This is a genomic window from Glutamicibacter sp. Je.9.36 (genome assembly GCF_051129975.1).
Lineage (GTDB): Bacteria > Actinomycetota > Actinomycetes > Actinomycetales > Micrococcaceae > Glutamicibacter.
Window position 1 is genome coordinate 482547 of the sequence record NZ_JBCPSN010000001.1, and the last position, 13815, is coordinate 496361.

The window sequence follows — 13815 nt, forward strand, 5'->3', positions numbered from 1 at the left end:
GTTAGTCTGTGATCGGTCCCAGTACTTCCTCTAGCTTTGGCCCGCGGTTGGCCCCCGCGTTCTCCCCAACTGCCCTCAAAGGATTGGCTCGCGAAAATCTCGGAAAGACAATTTCAAGGCTTGAACCAATCGTCAGTATGGCACCAAGTCCTAGCTCAACTCTAGCTGACGCATACGACTCTGCGTTTAAGTACTTATTTCTCAACCGTCGAAATGAGTATGTGTTTAAAAATCAGATAGTTTCAAAGATCGTATTTGGACGGCATTCGCCACGAACTGCATCAGCCCTACTCGAACTACATATGGGTAAATCCATTGCTGACGTTGTAGTCATCAATGGGACCACCACGGCTTATGAGATCAAGACTGACTTAGACGATTTTTCGCGACTATCTTCTCAACTCGTGGACTACACGAGACATACGGAGCATGCCTTTGTAGTTGTGTCGGACAAGCGGGCTCACTTAGCAGAACAGCAGATTCCCGATTCTGTTGGCCTATATTCACTCCGTCCTAATGGTGCACTCTCATTGCTCCGGCCATCTGCATCGCATCTAGATCGATTCTCCACTGACAATTTATTCAAGCTTCTTCGCACATCCGAAGCCGCGGATCTTCTCCACCGCGTAAATGGGTATGAGCCTGATGTGCCGAGCGGTCACCTTTGGCTTCGTATGCGGGAACTTTTCAAAAGGCTCTCTATCGAAACAGTACATAAAGAAGTTTTAGTGCAATTAAAGAAGAGAAATTCGAATGCCACCAAACTAGTCAGTCCTCTCGAATTTCCAAGGAGCTTGCGTGCATTAGCATATAGCACTGAACTTTCTCGTGTGGGTGTCGAACGAGTGCACGAACGGCTTTCAACGAGAGCGTCAGAATTACTAGTCTCTTGACTAATGAGAATTATTGGATAAATATGGATGGTACGAAGATCTTTTGGAGTTTTAATGTACTTCCCTTATTTGTACGGACGCCAAGCAGAATTAAACGCAGTGAGAGACCTGGTCGACTCATTCGGCGCACCACAGCAAATTTTTCCAATTATCGAACCAGTGGGCACCGCTGATAAATTGCTCGGCACGCTTGCAGAACTAGAAACCAGGCGCCTAGCCGCCTGCATCGTTGTCAACCCCCATCTTGGTGACTTCGAAGAGGCCTCTTCTCGTGACACATGGTTCGATAACATGGCGCCAATGATTGCGAATCCAAGCGTCGTAATTCCGATCTTCAAAGAGCAGAAACACACTACGATTACGGACATAGCCAACTTCGTGGACTTGTACCCCCAAAGACGCATCGGAATTATCCTATGCACCGATCGCATACCTCCAGAAATCTTATTTACAACATTGCAGGAAGCCAATTGCATTGTATTTTTACACCCTGATGTAAATCCGAGTTCTTACCACATTGGGTCACTAATGAATAAGTTGGTTCAAATTTCCGAGAATTTCAAGCCAAAAGATCGAAACAAGGACTACTCGGGCGATGAGTGGCTCGGCGACAACCATAGAACCTGGATTGACAACGGATATGCTGGATTCTCGGATTTCACCGTACTGCCCAGCATTTTCAAGACAGGTGGCGGACCTGTGGGTGCGATTGCTCTGCATCTGAGTTACGAAGACAATAACAACATCAGAGTCCAACATTTCGTCTCTGCGACGAATGATCAGAAAATGCCCCAAGCCGTAAAATTCCATGAAGCATTAACGGACGTCAGTCACCAAATTGCTCTGACTCCTAATAGGTTTCACTACTCGCCAGGGCTGAAAATGTACCAGTCCCAGCACAGCAACGGACAATATACAAATCTCTCTGGCAGTAAACGTCAGCAAATTGCACACCACATATTCACAATTTCCAAGTCTCTTGGATGCTAGTAAATACGGGGCCCATTGCACACTCGAAATATTGATTCCTTAAATCAATTTACCGCTGTAGTGTAAGCTTCCGATTTCCAGGGCAGACGGGAACAGGAAAGTTCTAATCCAGGAATCCGCGCAGCAGAGTCGCAGTGCCATCAAGGTGTTCTTGCATCAGCTTCTTCGCGCTGGCTCCATCGCCGCGGAGGATGGCGTTCAAGATGTCCTCGTGCTGGCGGCCGGAGTGCGCGATATTCGGCTTCAGGAACGGAATCCGATCCAGCAGCTCGCTGGTTGCGTCGCGCGCTTCAGCGACAGCTTTTGCCAGCATGCTCGAAGCTGACAAATCGGCGATCATTACATGGAGCCGGGCATCCAGCGGCCGGTAGTTCGTCGCGGCGGCCGAATTGACGGCTTCGTGCGCCAGCATCAAATTATTTCGCTGGGTTGCAGTGAGCGATGCTCCCGCGGCCAATTCAGCTGCGGCAGGTTCCACGACCGATCTGAATGCAAGCACATCCTCAATGCGTGCACGGTCCGAATCATCCAATGGATTCTCATTCGAATTCGGATGCGCAGCAACAACCGTTCCGCCGTATCGGCCTCGCTGGACCTGCAAGTAGCCTGCGCTCTGCAATTCCGCCAATGAGTCGCGCAATGTTGCTCGTGAAACACCCAGGGCTTCAGCAAGTTCCCTCTCCGCAGGCAATTTTTCGCCGGGCGGGAAGACGCCTAGCCTCATGGCGCGCAACAGTTGCCCGAGGGTCTCCTCGAAGACGTTTCCCCGGCGCACTTGCCCAAGGAACCTCATCCCATCCCGGGAATCCAATGGTTTAGTTTCGGCCATGATCTAAGAATGGCACACTATTTGGTTCAAGAAAACACCTTTCATTTTCTCTTACCAGGTCTATTTTCAAACTACCTATTGACTTTTCTTCGTGATCCCTGCCACAGTTGAGCGCATGCAAAGGACTGATTTCAGTCCATTAGATTCAGGACTCATGGACCGAGGAAGCTCACATGACCAAGAATTCACACATCGACTACGCATCGGTCGACAAAGACTATCTACGACATAGGCAGCTCAAGAAAGGCGCCGCAGGTTGGATCCTGCTTGCCGGTTTGGGTATTGCCTACGTCATTTCCGGTGATTTTTCAGGCTGGAATCTCGGCTTGGCCGCTGGTGGCTGGGGCGGACTGCTCATTGCCTTCGTGCTGATGGGCATCATGTACACCTGCATGGTGTTCGGCCTGGCAGAAATGTCCTCGACGTTGCCCACAGCTGGTGCGGGCTACGGTTTTGCCCGCAGGGCCATGGGACCTCTGGGCGGTTTCGCCACCGGCATGGCAGTGCTCATCGAGTACGCCGTGGCCCCTGCCGCTATCGCCACCTTCATCGGCGGCTACATCGAGGCCCTCGGCCTGTTCGGGATGACCAATTCGTGGCCCGTCTACCTGGTCACCTACATTGTTTTCATCGGCATCCACATGTGGGGCGTTGGCGAAGCGCTCAAGCTGATGTTCGGCATCACCGCTATCGCCATTGTGGCGCTGGTTGTCACCGTCTTTGGCCTGATACCGCACTTTGAGCCAAGCAATCTCTTCGACATCGTGCCAGACGGTTCGGTCGGTTCCTCGGCCTTCATGCCGTTCGGCATTTCCGGAACCCTTGCCGCGCTGGTCTTCGGCATCTGGTTCTTCCTCGCAGTAGAGGGGGTCCCACTGGCAGCCGAGGAATCGCAAGACCCGAAACGCGATATGCCCAAGGGCATCATTACCGCAGTCATCTTCCTGGTCTTCTCCGGTGCTGCCATGCTCATCCTGGTGCCCGGAGTCGCGGGAGCCGAAGCCATGAGCGTCTCCGGCTCCCCTCTTCCCGAGGCGCTGCGCGAAGCCTACGGGCAGAATTCGGCGCTGGCGAACTTCGTGAATTATGCGGGCCTGGCGGGTTTGGTGGCCAGCTTCTTCTCTATCGTCTATGCCTACTCCCGGCAGCTGTTCGCCTTGTCCCGTGCCGGCTACTTGCCCCGCGTCCTCTCGCTGACCGGATCCCGCCACACTCCGTGGGTGGCCCTGCTGGTTCCAGGCACCATCGGATTCATCCTGGCAGCAGTCATCCGCAATGGGGACCAGCTGATCAATATCGCAGTGTTCGGCGCCACCGTCTCCTACGTACTACTGAATCTGAGCCACATTGTCCTGCGGATCAAGGAACCCGACCTGCCCCGCGGGTATCGCACCCCGGGCGGTATCGTCACCACTTCCATTGCGCTGGTGCTGGCTGTCATTGCCCTCATCGCAACGTTCGTCGTGGACATCCTCGCCGCAGGAATCACCGCAGGAGTCTTCGTCCTGGCACTCGCGTACTTCTGGTTCTATAGCCGGCATCGTCTGGTTGCCAGCGCGCCCGAAGAGGAATTCGCCATCCTGGAGTCCGAAGAAAATGCCCTGAAGTAAACCGGACCCAGGCCACAGAACCACACCCCGACAATCGAAGGAACATTCTCCATGCAAGACATCCAAGAACTCGTCAAGGCCTCCAAGAACGAACGCATGCTGAGCGTTGAACAGCTGACCGAGGGCATCCGCACCGGAGTCTATGATTCGGTCATTCTCGCCTTCACCGACATGCAGGGCCGACTCCAGGGAAAAATCGTCCATGCCCAGTTCTTCCTGGACACCGTGCTGAATCACGGCACCGAAGCTTGTAACTACCTGTTGGCAGTGGATACCGAAATGAACACCGTGGAAGGCTATTCGCTGACCAGCTGGGACACCGGCTACGGCGACATGGAGTTCGTACTGGATTACGACACCATCCGCCCAGTTCCGTACTTGGAACGCACGGCACTGATCCAGACCGACTTGGCCACCACGGACGGACGTCCGGTTCCAGTGGCCCCGCGGTCCCTGCTCAAGGCACAGCAGGAGAAAGCCGCTGCGTTGGGCTTGCGCGCCATGGCAGGTACGGAACTGGAATTCTTGATCTTCAACGACTCCTACGAAGATGCGCAGCAGCGCGGCTACCGGAACCTCACCCCAGCCAACCAGCACAACGTCGACTACTCGATCCTGGGCTCAATGCGCGTCGAACCGCTACTGCGCGATATCCGCAACGCCATGTACGAATCGGGCATGATCGTCGAATCGGCCAAGGGCGAGTGCAACTTCGGGCAGCACGAGATCGCTTTCAAATACGACGACGTGGTCACCACTGGCGATAACCACACCTTCTACAAGCTCTCGGCCAAGCACATGGCCTCGCAGCGCGGGCAATCCATCACCTTCATGGCCAAGCCCAACCAGCGCGAAGGTTCCAGCTGCCATATCCACATGTCGCTGCGCAAGCTTGATGGCTCGCTGGCCTTCTGGGACGAAGCCCGCGGAGAACGCACGGAGATGTACAACCACTTCATCGCCGGAGTCTTGGCCACGATGCGGGAGTTCACCCTGTTCTACGCCCCTAATATCAACTCCTACAAGCGTTTCGCCAAGGGGTCCTTCGCACCTACGGCAGTTGCTTGGGGTATGGACAACCGCAGCTGCGCTGTCCGGCTGGTGGGCAAGGGATACGGCGCACGCATGGAGAACCGCTTGCCGGGAGCGGACGCCAACCCGTACCTGGCCATGGCCGCCATGCTGGCGGCCGGTCTCTATGGCATGGAGAAGAAGCTTGAACTGCCCGAGATGGTGACCGGAAGCGCCTACGACTCCGGATCCCAGCATGTGCCCCAAACCATGGCCGAGGCCCGAGAGCTCTTCGCGAACTCGGAAATCGCTTTGGAAATCTTCGGCAAGGAGGTAGTGGAGCACTACACCCGCTACGCGGACGTGGAAATCGAGCAGTTCAACGCTGCGGTCACCGACTGGGAAGTTTCCCGTGGTTTCGAACGCCACTGATCACGAAGGACAACTACAAGTGAACTATCCATCGGACCCGGCAACGCAGCGCAGGCCGCGCATCGGGCTGACCACCTACTGGCAGGAAGCCAAATGGGGTGTCTGGGAAAGTACCGCGGCCATTGTCCCGGGAAAATACATCAAGTCAGTGGTTGCAGCCGGTGGTACGCCCATGCTCCTGCCACCGGTTGGCACCGACACCTCGGTCTTGGACGTCCTGGATGGGCTGATAGTCATCGGCGGCGTGGATGTGGATCCTGCCAGCTACGGCCAGCAGCCGCACCCGCGCACGGCGGCACAGCCGGAGCGGGACCTGCACGACATGGCCTTGGCCGCCGCCGCGCTGGAACGGGCTGTTCCGCTGTTCGCCATCTGCCGTGGCGCCCAGGTGCTCAACGTGCAGCAGGGCGGAACCCTGAACCAGCACCTGCCCGATGTCCTTCCGGATGCAGCCGAAAAGTACCAGCCAGCTCCCGGGGTCTTCGGCACAGTGGATTTCACCACCGCGCAGGGTTCTCTGGCGGAGCAGATCCTGGGCAACCAGGCCAGTGCTCCGTGCTACCACCACCAGTCCCTGCTGGACGTAGCCAAAGGTCTGGAGGTCACCGCCCGCGCCAGCGACGGGACGGTGGAAATCGTTGAAATGCCGCAGGCTCGAGGCTGGGTTCTGGGCACGCAATTCCACCCGGAAGAGAACTTGGAAGATATCCGGCTCATGCAGGCTTTCGTCCAGGCTGCGCATGACTACGCCACCAGCAAATCTATTTCGACACCACAGGAAGCGCTATGAGCACTGATACCGCAGTGAAAGACACCTTTACCGTGATCAACCCGGCGACTGGGCAAGCAGTCCAGGACGTCGCGCTGGCTGATACCGCGCAGGCGGATGCCGCAATTGCCCGAGCCTCCGAGGCTTTTCCCGCCTGGAGCCAGGTCGCTCCTGCTGAGCGCGCCGCGCTACTGCGCAGATTCGCGGCCGCAGTAGACCGCGATCTGGAGAATCTGGCCCAGCTGGAAGTGCTCAATGCCGGGCACACCATCGGCAACGCCCGCTGGGAGGCCGGAAACGTCAGGGATGTCCTGAACTACTACGCAGCAGCCCCGGAACGGAACTTCGGCAAGCAGATTCCCGTCGCAGGCGGGGTGAACGTGACCTTCCACGAACCGCTGGGTGTCGTTGGGATCATCGTTCCATGGAATTTCCCCATGCCGATTGCGGGGTGGGGGTTCGCCCCGGCACTGGCCGCGGGCAATACTGTCGTGCTCAAGCCAGCGGAGCTGACCCCGTTGACCGCCATCCGCCTGGGCGAGTTGGCCCGCGAGGCTGGTATCCCCGAGGGTGTCTTCACCGTCATCCCGGGCAAGGGCTCGGTAGTCGGCGAGCGCTTTGTCACCCATCCCGACGTCCGCAAAGTTGTTTTCACCGGTTCCACCCAAGTGGGCCAGGGCATCATGCGCGGATGCGCGGACCAGCTGAAGCGTGTCACCCTGGAGCTGGGCGGCAAGAGCGCCAATATCATCTTCGCCGATGCCGACCTCGACAAGGCAGCCGCCCAGGCACCGGGCGGTGTCTTCGACAATGCCGGACAGGACTGCTGCGCCCGCTCCCGGATCCTGGTGCAGCGCAGCGTTCTGGATGCGTTCATGGAGCGATTCACCCAGGCCGTCGCAGCGGTTACTGTCGGGGACCCGAGCGACGAGGCTACGTTGATGGGCCCTTTGGTCTCCGCCAAGCAACTGCAGACTGTGTCGTCCTTCCTGCTCGATGAGCAGGGAAATCGCCGCAAGGATATCGCCTACCAGGGCAAGGTTCCCCCTGGCGAGGGCTTCTGGTTCCCGCCTACGGTCGTGGTTCCCGAAGATCCGCAGGACCGGATCCTGCGCGACGAGATTTTCGGCCCGATCGTTGCGGTAATCCCCTTCGAGGACGAGGCCGATGCCATCCGCATCGCCAATGACTCGGAATACGGGCTCTCCGGATCCATCTGGACCCGGGATGTGGGCCGTGCCCTGCGCGTGGCCCGCGCGGTCGAGGCCGGGAATCTGTCGGTGAACTCCCATTCCTCGGTGCGCTATTCCACTCCTTTCGGCGGCTACAAGAAATCCGGACTCGGTCGCGAGCTGGGACCGGATGCGCTCGAAGCCTTCTGCGAGGTCAAGAACGTCTTCATTGACACCGAAAGCTGATTTATCGCAAAGCATCATCCAACTAAAACAAATCACTAGCAAGGAGAACCATCAAATGAGCGAAACTGCCCCGTACAACGGCTTGGTCACCAATCGGCTTGCCGGACGAGTCGCCACTATTACCGGAGGAGCCTCCGGCATCGGGCTGGCCACGGCCAAGCGCTTGGCCCATGAAGGCGCCAAGGTGGTCATTGGCGATATCTGCGCCGAGGAAATCGGCCAGAAAGCCGCCGAAGAAGTCGGCGGCCTTTTCGTCCGCACCGATGTCACCAATGAGGAAGACGTCAAGAACCTGTTCGCCACCGCCAAGTCGACCTACGGCTCGGTGGATATCGCATTCAACAACGCTGGGATTTCCCCGGCAGACGACGCTTCCATCCTGGATACCGGCATCGACGCCTGGCGCAAGGTGCAAGAGGTCAACCTGACCAGCGTGTACTACTGCTGCAAGCACGTGCTGCCCTACATGCAAGAACAGGGCCGGGGCTCCATCATCAACACCGCGTCCTTCGTCGCTGTCATGGGTGCGGCAACCAGCCAGATCAGCTACTCAGCTTCCAAGGGCGGAGTGCTGTCCATGAGCCGCGAACTCGGTGTCGAGTTCGCCCGGCAGGGCATCCGGGTCAATGCGCTTTGCCCCGGCCCGGTGAACACCCCGCTGCTAAAGGAGCTCTTTGCCAAGGACCCGGAACGAGCAGCACGTCGCTTGATCCATGTGCCGCTAGGTCGCTTCGCAGAACCGGATGAGCTGGCGGCCTCGGTAGCCTTCCTTGCTTCCGATGATTCTTCCTTCATCACCGCGAGCCAGTTCCTGGTGGACGGCGGCATCGCTGGAGCCTACGTTACCCCGCTGTAAATCACTTGCTTTGCTCCTACACGAGGCGTGAGCCGCAGGCAAACGGGATGCCGTCCGGAAGACCCAATCTTCCGGGAGGCATCCCGCTGCAAAAGCGAATCTATCGGGAAGGGAAAGCGACCATTCCCCGCCAAACCATGTCAAAGGCTTTTTCAAGCCTGGCGCGGGTTTCCGGCAAGCGGAAGCTCTCGCCGCGCACCACCAGCTGGTAGTACGCGGCTCCTGCCAAGGTGTCGAAGCAGGATTCGATATCCAGGTCGCTGCGCAGTATCCCGCTTTCCATCCCCGCTCGCAGCGCATCTTCAATCGGCACCCTGCGCACCTTCACGTGCGATTGCCAATAAGCGCGCTGGAGCTCGCGGTCAGCCATCACCAGGCGGATACGCTGCCTGAATCGGGATTCCGAGTACATCTCCACTGTCTGTTCCGCTCCGTGGCCAAAGAGCGCCTCGAAGATGTTCCTTCGCAAATCCCCGTCACCGCAAATGGCCGGCGGCACGACTCGTCCGGTGTTCAGCGCCGAAGCTATCAGCAAGGTCAGCGACGGCCACCTGCGATAGAGCGCAGCACGGCTGACTCCGCTGAACTCCACCAGCTTGGATACCGTGATCTCCTGCTCCGCATCGATCAATTCCAGCGCTGCATCCAGTACCTTCTGCTCCAGTTCCTCGTGCCGAGGACGGCCCGGTCGCCGGCGCACCGGAGCCTGTTCAACGGCCAAGTCGCTCATCGTTGCACTGCGCGCTCGGACAGGCGCTGGATGGTGTCCCCGCTCAGCCCAGCGGCGCGCAACGGAGCCAACGGATCACCGTGGCGCGCCCGCAGCTCTCCGAGCATCATTTCCATGGCCACGTCCATGGGGCCGTCGAACAGCTGCGCGGTGTCGACCTTGGAGAAGTCCATGCCCAAAGCCCGCCACATCGCTCCCATCACCGGCCGGTTGCGCTCCATGATGGCGCGCATGTTCTGCCCGGTCAACGCGTAGTCCGCCACGATGTCCTCGTCGCTGGCACCCAGAGCGAGCAGGAGCATGGCGGCCAGCACGCCGGTGCGGTCTCGTCCTGCCGCGCAATGGAAGGCTGTGGTCCCCGACGAGTAGGCAATGATGTTCAAAGCCGTGACCAGCTGCGCGGCGGAGTTCTCCACTATCTGCAGGTACATCCGGCCCATGGCCTCATGGGTGAATCCCTCGGCGCCCTTCGGTGTCGACCGCGAGACATCGCTGATCAGCGGCAGGTTGTGATAGGCCAGCGGGAATTCAGCCAGCGGACCTCGTCCGGTCATGGCGACTTCTGCCGGCGAGCGCAGGTCGATAACGACGGCCAGTCCCCCGCCCACCAGTTGGTGTGCGACTTCGCGGGTGGCATAGGCGATGTCATCGGTGCGGATCACCAGGTTCTTGCGCAGCATGCCCCCGGCAATCCGGATCCCGCCCAGGTCCCGCAGGTTGACCGGTGCGCTGAGCTCAAGTTCGATGGCTGGTGCACTCATGTGATTCTCCTTCTTATCAGGGCACTGCCCTGGTCGATGATCGTGACGAGCACGATGATGCAGATGATGATGGCGCTGAGGTGGCCGTAGTCGTACATGCGCATGGCGGTGGTCAGTTCCAGGCCGATGCCGCCGGCACCCACCAGCCCCAGGATGGTTGCGCCACGGACGTTGCCTTCGAAGAGCAGCAGCGTGTAGGAGACCAGCAGCGGGGCGGCCTGGGGCAGGATGCCGTACTGGATCACCTGCCGCTTGGACGCGCCGACGGCCTGCATGGCGGTCATCGGACCCTTGTCCACCGACTCCATGGCCTCGGCGAAGATCTTGCCGATGGACCCGAGCGAGCCCAGGGTCATGGCCAGGATGCCGGCGAAGGGCCCCAACCCCACGGCCGAGACGAACATCAGGGCGAAAACCAGGTCCGGCACGGCGCGGATCACATTCATGGCCCAGCGCGATGGGTAGTACAGCCATGCGGGAGCGATATTGGAAGCCGCGCCGAAGGCGACCAGCAGCGAGAGCACCACGCCCAGCACGGTGCCGACGATGGCCATTTGCAGGGTTTCGAGCAGCAATTCCAGGATGGTCGAGATCTTCGAGAAGTCCGGCGGGAACAGACGGGCGAGGAATTCGCCCATATTCAGTGTTCCCTGGCCGAGCTTGATGAAATCGAAGCCCACTCCGCCCGCGGACCACAGCAGAATCAGCAGGGCAACGGGGATGCCCAGCAGGAAGCGTGCGCGGGGGATGGTGAATGCCCGTTCAAGGCGGGCCCGCTCGGAGGCCGGCAGCTCATGGTTCGCCGGTGAAACGGTTCTGGTTTCAGTGGACATCGGTATCGCCGTCTTCGTAGATTCCCTTCAGCGACTGGGCATCCAGTTCGCTGCACTTTCCGGAAAACAGCATCTTGCCCTGGCGCAGCCCCACGATGCGATCGCTATGGGCCAGCGCGAGCGGTACCACATGCAAGCTGACCAGCACCGGGATTCCGTCCTGGACAGCGATATCCCGCAGCAGCTGCAGCACCGAATCGGCAAGCTTCGGGTCCAGCGACGCGACCGGCTCATCGGCGAGGATCAGCCGCGGCCGCTGCATCAGCGCCCGGGCGATGGCCACGCGCTGCTGCTGCCCGCCGCTGAGCGAACGTGCCGGCTCCTTGGCCTTGTGCGCAATGCCTACCCGGTCCAGCAGTTCCATGGCGTATTTGCGGTGGGCACTGGAGAAGCCGCCCACGAGATTGATGGCCCCGGCCTGGTGCAGGGCACCGGTGAGGACATTGGACAGGACGCTCAAGCGCGGGATCAGGTTGAACTGCTGGAAGACCTGGCCCACCTCGGAGCGCAATTGGCGCAACTCGCCGCGCTGGAGATTGCGCAGGTCATGGCCTGCCACGCGCACCGTGCCAGCTGTGGCCGGGGCGAAACCGGTCAGGCTTTTCATCAAGGTGGACTTGCCCGACCCCGAGGCACCCAACAGGGAGACCATCTCGCCCGGGAACAGGTCCAGATCCACGCCGTCCAGCACGGGCACCGGATTCTTCTTCTCGTAGCAGACCTCCAGCCCGCGCACAGTGGCCAACGGCAGGGCTCGGCGCAGTTCGGCGGTGCTCATCATTTCGGTGGGCAGCGCAGCTGCTCCGGTTTTGAGAACGGGACTCACTTCAGGTCCTCTAGCTCAACACCAGCCACCTCGGCAATTTCGGAGAAGGAGGCATACCGGCTCGGGTCCGGGCCGACCTCGACATCCAGTCCGACGAATGACGAATAGCTGGCCAGGGCCTCCTTGTTCTCTTCGGAGAAGATCTTCGGAATCGCCTCTTGCAGTGCGGTGCGGGTTTCCTCATCCAGCGACTGGCGAGCCAGCACGCTGCCCATGATTTCCATGGACGGACTCTGTCCAACCCCGCGCCACTGCCCCTCGGCGAAGGGGAACATCGGTGCTCCCATTTCGGTGAGCACATTCGCGGTGCAGGCCGCGTCCACTTGGCCTTGCTCCAACGCGGCGAAACTGCCCTCATGCCCGCCGGCGAAGATGGCCTCGTAGTCCTTGCCCTGCTCCAGCCCGGCCTGGTGCAGCATGTACACCGGCATGAAGTAGCCGGAGCTCGAAGCCTGGTCCGCGAAGGCAATGGTCTTGCCGCGGAAGTCTTCCAGGCTCTTCACCGGCGAGTCTTCGAGCACCACGCAGGTGGACACCGGATCGTCGCTGCCCTTCCACGCCAGCAGGGAATCGACTTCGCCGGTGTTCAGCGCGAGCGCCGAGGGGAAACCGCTCATGATCCCCATGTCGACGTGATCCGCGCGGATGGCTTCAACCACGCTGAGATAGTCGGGAACATCGGTCACTTCGACCTCGCGCCCGGTTTCGGCTTCGAGCAGTTCCACCAGCGCCTCGTTGGGATTCACCGCGGTCGGATCATCCGAAACGGGCAGGGTGGCGATCTTGATGGGCGCATCGGCTGCGGTGGCCGAAGCTTGGCAACCTGTGAGGGCCAGGGCGGCGAGGCCGAGCAGGCTCACGGAAACGAGCGCAGGGTGGCGCATGAGGCGGACCTTTCAAAACGGTGCGAGTGCCCTCGATTTCGAGAACACCATTACTCAAACACCGGAAAGTGACAGCGAATTACGAGACTGCCGTACTCGTTAGGAAACTCGGAATGAATGGTTGGTAACGCGCCGCTGGCCGGCCCTACCCGTGTGATTCGATGACTTCCGCCAGCTCCTTGAAACCCAGGCGCCGCGCATTCTCCAGCGCGGTTCGGCCCTGCGGGTCGGTGATCTGCGGATCCGCTCCGGCGGCCAGCAGCAGCCTGGCGACCTCTTGCTGCTTTGGTCCTCCATCGCCAAGCAAGACGGTTTCTTGCAGCGCGGTCCATCCGGGATTGTTCACATGGTCAAGCGGAACACCAGCCTCGATGAGGATCTTCACGGTTCCCACATGTCCGTGCTCGCTGGCCGGAATGAGCGCTGTTCCGCCGTAGCGGTTCAAGCTCTCCACGTCCGCGCCGTGCTCCAGCGTGAGCTCAAGGATCTCGTTGAAGCCTTCGGCCCCGGCATAGAGGAAAGCCGAATCCTGGAGCGAGTCCTTGGCATTGACGTCCCCGCCGGCGGCGATCAGTTCACGGACCTGTTCCACGTCATTGGCTTTGGCCGCGCGTACCAAGCGCTGGTCCAGTTCATCCTGCGCTTGGGTGGAAAGTCCCGAGTCCGGCACGGCAGTTTCCGGTGCTGCCGAGGCAGCAAAGGACGGAGCGGCGGAGGCAGGAGCCGGGGTTTGCTTTTCCGGCGCTGCCGCACTGCAACCGGCCAGCATGAACGTCGTGGCAAGGCAAAGAAGACCCAAGGCCGGGCCGCGTCGCGCGAGCTTCAGCTTGTTCGGCATCGAGGCGGCTGATATTTTCTGGTTCGTGGTCATGGGCACTCCTTGATCGGCTTCTTCCCATCTTGCAGTATCGTTCCCGGTTGCGGTATCGGCCAAGAGGCCATGAAAACCAGCCAGATGGCGGAGTGAAAAACC

14 protein-coding genes are annotated in these 13815 nt (G+C 59.6%); 7 read left to right on the forward strand and 7 right to left on the reverse strand.

Annotation, left to right across the window (positions count from 1 at the left end; all coding sequences use genetic code 11):
* The first annotated feature begins 137 nt into the window (after positions 1-137).
* Entirely contained in the window at positions 138-893 is a 756-nt protein-coding gene (locus tag AAZQ98_RS02250; RefSeq protein WP_434690096.1) for a sce7726 family protein, read from the forward strand.
* 54 nt (positions 894-947) lie between these two features.
* Positions 948-1883: a sce7725 family protein gene (locus AAZQ98_RS02255; RefSeq protein ID WP_434689490.1), complete on the forward strand. Its 936-nt coding sequence runs from the start codon at positions 948-950 to the stop codon at positions 1881-1883.
* 103 nt (positions 1884-1986) lie between these two features.
* On the opposite strand, the gene AAZQ98_RS02260 is transcribed toward AAZQ98_RS02255, so the two are convergent.
* Positions 1987-2712, reverse strand: coding sequence for a FadR/GntR family transcriptional regulator (locus tag AAZQ98_RS02260; protein WP_434689491.1), 726 nt, complete (start codon positions 2710-2712; stop codon positions 1987-1989).
* A 173-nt stretch (positions 2713-2885) separates the two neighbouring features.
* Between AAZQ98_RS02260 and eat the strand changes: the two genes are divergently transcribed.
* The 5 genes from eat to AAZQ98_RS02285 are packed head-to-tail and all read left to right on the forward strand — an operon-like array spanning position 2886 to position 8808.
* Complete coding sequence (gene eat / locus AAZQ98_RS02265; protein ID WP_434689493.1) at positions 2886-4322, forward strand: ethanolamine permease; 1437 nt, start codon at positions 2886-2888, stop codon at positions 4320-4322.
* A 51-nt stretch (positions 4323-4373) separates the two neighbouring features.
* Positions 4374-5765: a glutamine synthetase family protein gene (locus AAZQ98_RS02270; protein ID WP_434689495.1), complete on the forward strand. Its 1392-nt coding sequence runs from the start codon at positions 4374-4376 to the stop codon at positions 5763-5765.
* Positions 5766-5784: 19 nt separating this feature from the next.
* Complete coding sequence (locus tag AAZQ98_RS02275; RefSeq protein ID WP_434689496.1) at positions 5785-6555, forward strand: gamma-glutamyl-gamma-aminobutyrate hydrolase family protein; 771 nt, start codon at positions 5785-5787, stop codon at positions 6553-6555.
* Positions 6552-7952, forward strand: coding sequence for an aldehyde dehydrogenase family protein (locus AAZQ98_RS02280; RefSeq protein ID WP_434689498.1), 1401 nt, complete (start codon positions 6552-6554; stop codon positions 7950-7952). Before AAZQ98_RS02275 ends, AAZQ98_RS02280 begins: the two co-directional genes overlap by 4 nt.
* A 55-nt stretch (positions 7953-8007) precedes the next feature.
* A complete protein-coding gene (locus AAZQ98_RS02285) occupies positions 8008-8808 on the forward strand; it encodes a 3-oxoacyl-ACP reductase (protein WP_434689500.1) in 801 nt (266 codons plus the stop codon).
* A 100-nt stretch (positions 8809-8908) separates the two neighbouring features.
* On the opposite strand, the gene AAZQ98_RS02290 is transcribed toward AAZQ98_RS02285, so the two are convergent.
* The 6 genes from AAZQ98_RS02290 to AAZQ98_RS02315 form a co-directional block, all read right to left on the reverse strand.
* Positions 8909-9538: a TetR-like C-terminal domain-containing protein gene (locus AAZQ98_RS02290; RefSeq protein WP_434689502.1), complete on the reverse strand. Its 630-nt coding sequence runs from the start codon at positions 9536-9538 to the stop codon at positions 8909-8911.
* Complete coding sequence (locus tag AAZQ98_RS02295; protein WP_434689504.1) at positions 9535-10299, reverse strand: tyrosine-protein phosphatase; 765 nt, start codon at positions 10297-10299, stop codon at positions 9535-9537. Before AAZQ98_RS02295 ends, AAZQ98_RS02290 begins: the two co-directional genes overlap by 4 nt.
* Positions 10296-11132 carry a phosphonate ABC transporter, permease protein PhnE gene (phnE, locus tag AAZQ98_RS02300; RefSeq protein ID WP_434689505.1) on the reverse strand — a complete coding sequence of 279 codons (837 nt, stop codon included), beginning with the start codon at positions 11130-11132 and terminating at the stop codon, positions 10296-10298. Before phnE ends, AAZQ98_RS02295 begins: the two co-directional genes overlap by 4 nt.
* Entirely contained in the window at positions 11122-11958 is an 837-nt protein-coding gene (phnC, locus tag AAZQ98_RS02305) for a phosphonate ABC transporter ATP-binding protein (RefSeq protein WP_434689507.1), read from the reverse strand. Before phnC ends, phnE begins: the two co-directional genes overlap by 11 nt.
* A complete protein-coding gene (phnD, locus tag AAZQ98_RS02310; protein ID WP_434689509.1) occupies positions 11955-12842 on the reverse strand; it encodes a phosphate/phosphite/phosphonate ABC transporter substrate-binding protein in 888 nt (295 codons plus the stop codon). The genes phnC and phnD overlap by 4 nt, the downstream gene beginning before the upstream one ends.
* A 145-nt stretch (positions 12843-12987) precedes the next feature.
* Positions 12988-13713, reverse strand: coding sequence for an ankyrin repeat domain-containing protein (locus AAZQ98_RS02315; protein ID WP_434689510.1), 726 nt, complete (start codon positions 13711-13713; stop codon positions 12988-12990).
* Between the last annotated feature and the right edge of the window lie 102 nt (positions 13714-13815).

What these genes read in the sequence shown, in the direction of transcription:
- AAZQ98_RS02250 (WP_434690096.1), top strand. Translation starts at nt 138, where the DNA reads ATGGCACCAAGTCCTAGCTCAACTCTAGCTGACGCATACGACTCTGCG.
- phnE (WP_434689505.1), bottom strand. Translation starts at nt 11,132, where the DNA reads ATGTCCACTGAAACCAGAACCGTTTCACCGGCGAACCATGAGCTGCCG.
- eat (WP_434689493.1), top strand. Translation starts at nt 2,886, where the DNA reads ATGACCAAGAATTCACACATCGACTACGCATCGGTCGACAAAGACTAT.
- phnD (WP_434689509.1), bottom strand. Translation starts at nt 12,842, where the DNA reads ATGCGCCACCCTGCGCTCGTTTCCGTGAGCCTGCTCGGCCTCGCCGCC.
- AAZQ98_RS02295 (WP_434689504.1), bottom strand. Translation starts at nt 10,299, where the DNA reads ATGAGTGCACCAGCCATCGAACTTGAGCTCAGCGCACCGGTCAACCTG.
- AAZQ98_RS02285 (WP_434689500.1), top strand. Translation starts at nt 8,008, where the DNA reads ATGAGCGAAACTGCCCCGTACAACGGCTTGGTCACCAATCGGCTTGCC.
- AAZQ98_RS02270 (WP_434689495.1), top strand. Translation starts at nt 4,374, where the DNA reads ATGCAAGACATCCAAGAACTCGTCAAGGCCTCCAAGAACGAACGCATG.
- AAZQ98_RS02255 (WP_434689490.1), top strand. Translation starts at nt 948, where the DNA reads ATGTACTTCCCTTATTTGTACGGACGCCAAGCAGAATTAAACGCAGTG.
- AAZQ98_RS02280 (WP_434689498.1), top strand. Translation starts at nt 6,552, where the DNA reads ATGAGCACTGATACCGCAGTGAAAGACACCTTTACCGTGATCAACCCG.
- AAZQ98_RS02260 (WP_434689491.1), bottom strand. Translation starts at nt 2,712, where the DNA reads ATGGCCGAAACTAAACCATTGGATTCCCGGGATGGGATGAGGTTCCTT.
- AAZQ98_RS02290 (WP_434689502.1), bottom strand. Translation starts at nt 9,538, where the DNA reads ATGAGCGACTTGGCCGTTGAACAGGCTCCGGTGCGCCGGCGACCGGGC.
- AAZQ98_RS02315 (WP_434689510.1), bottom strand. Translation starts at nt 13,713, where the DNA reads ATGACCACGAACCAGAAAATATCAGCCGCCTCGATGCCGAACAAGCTG.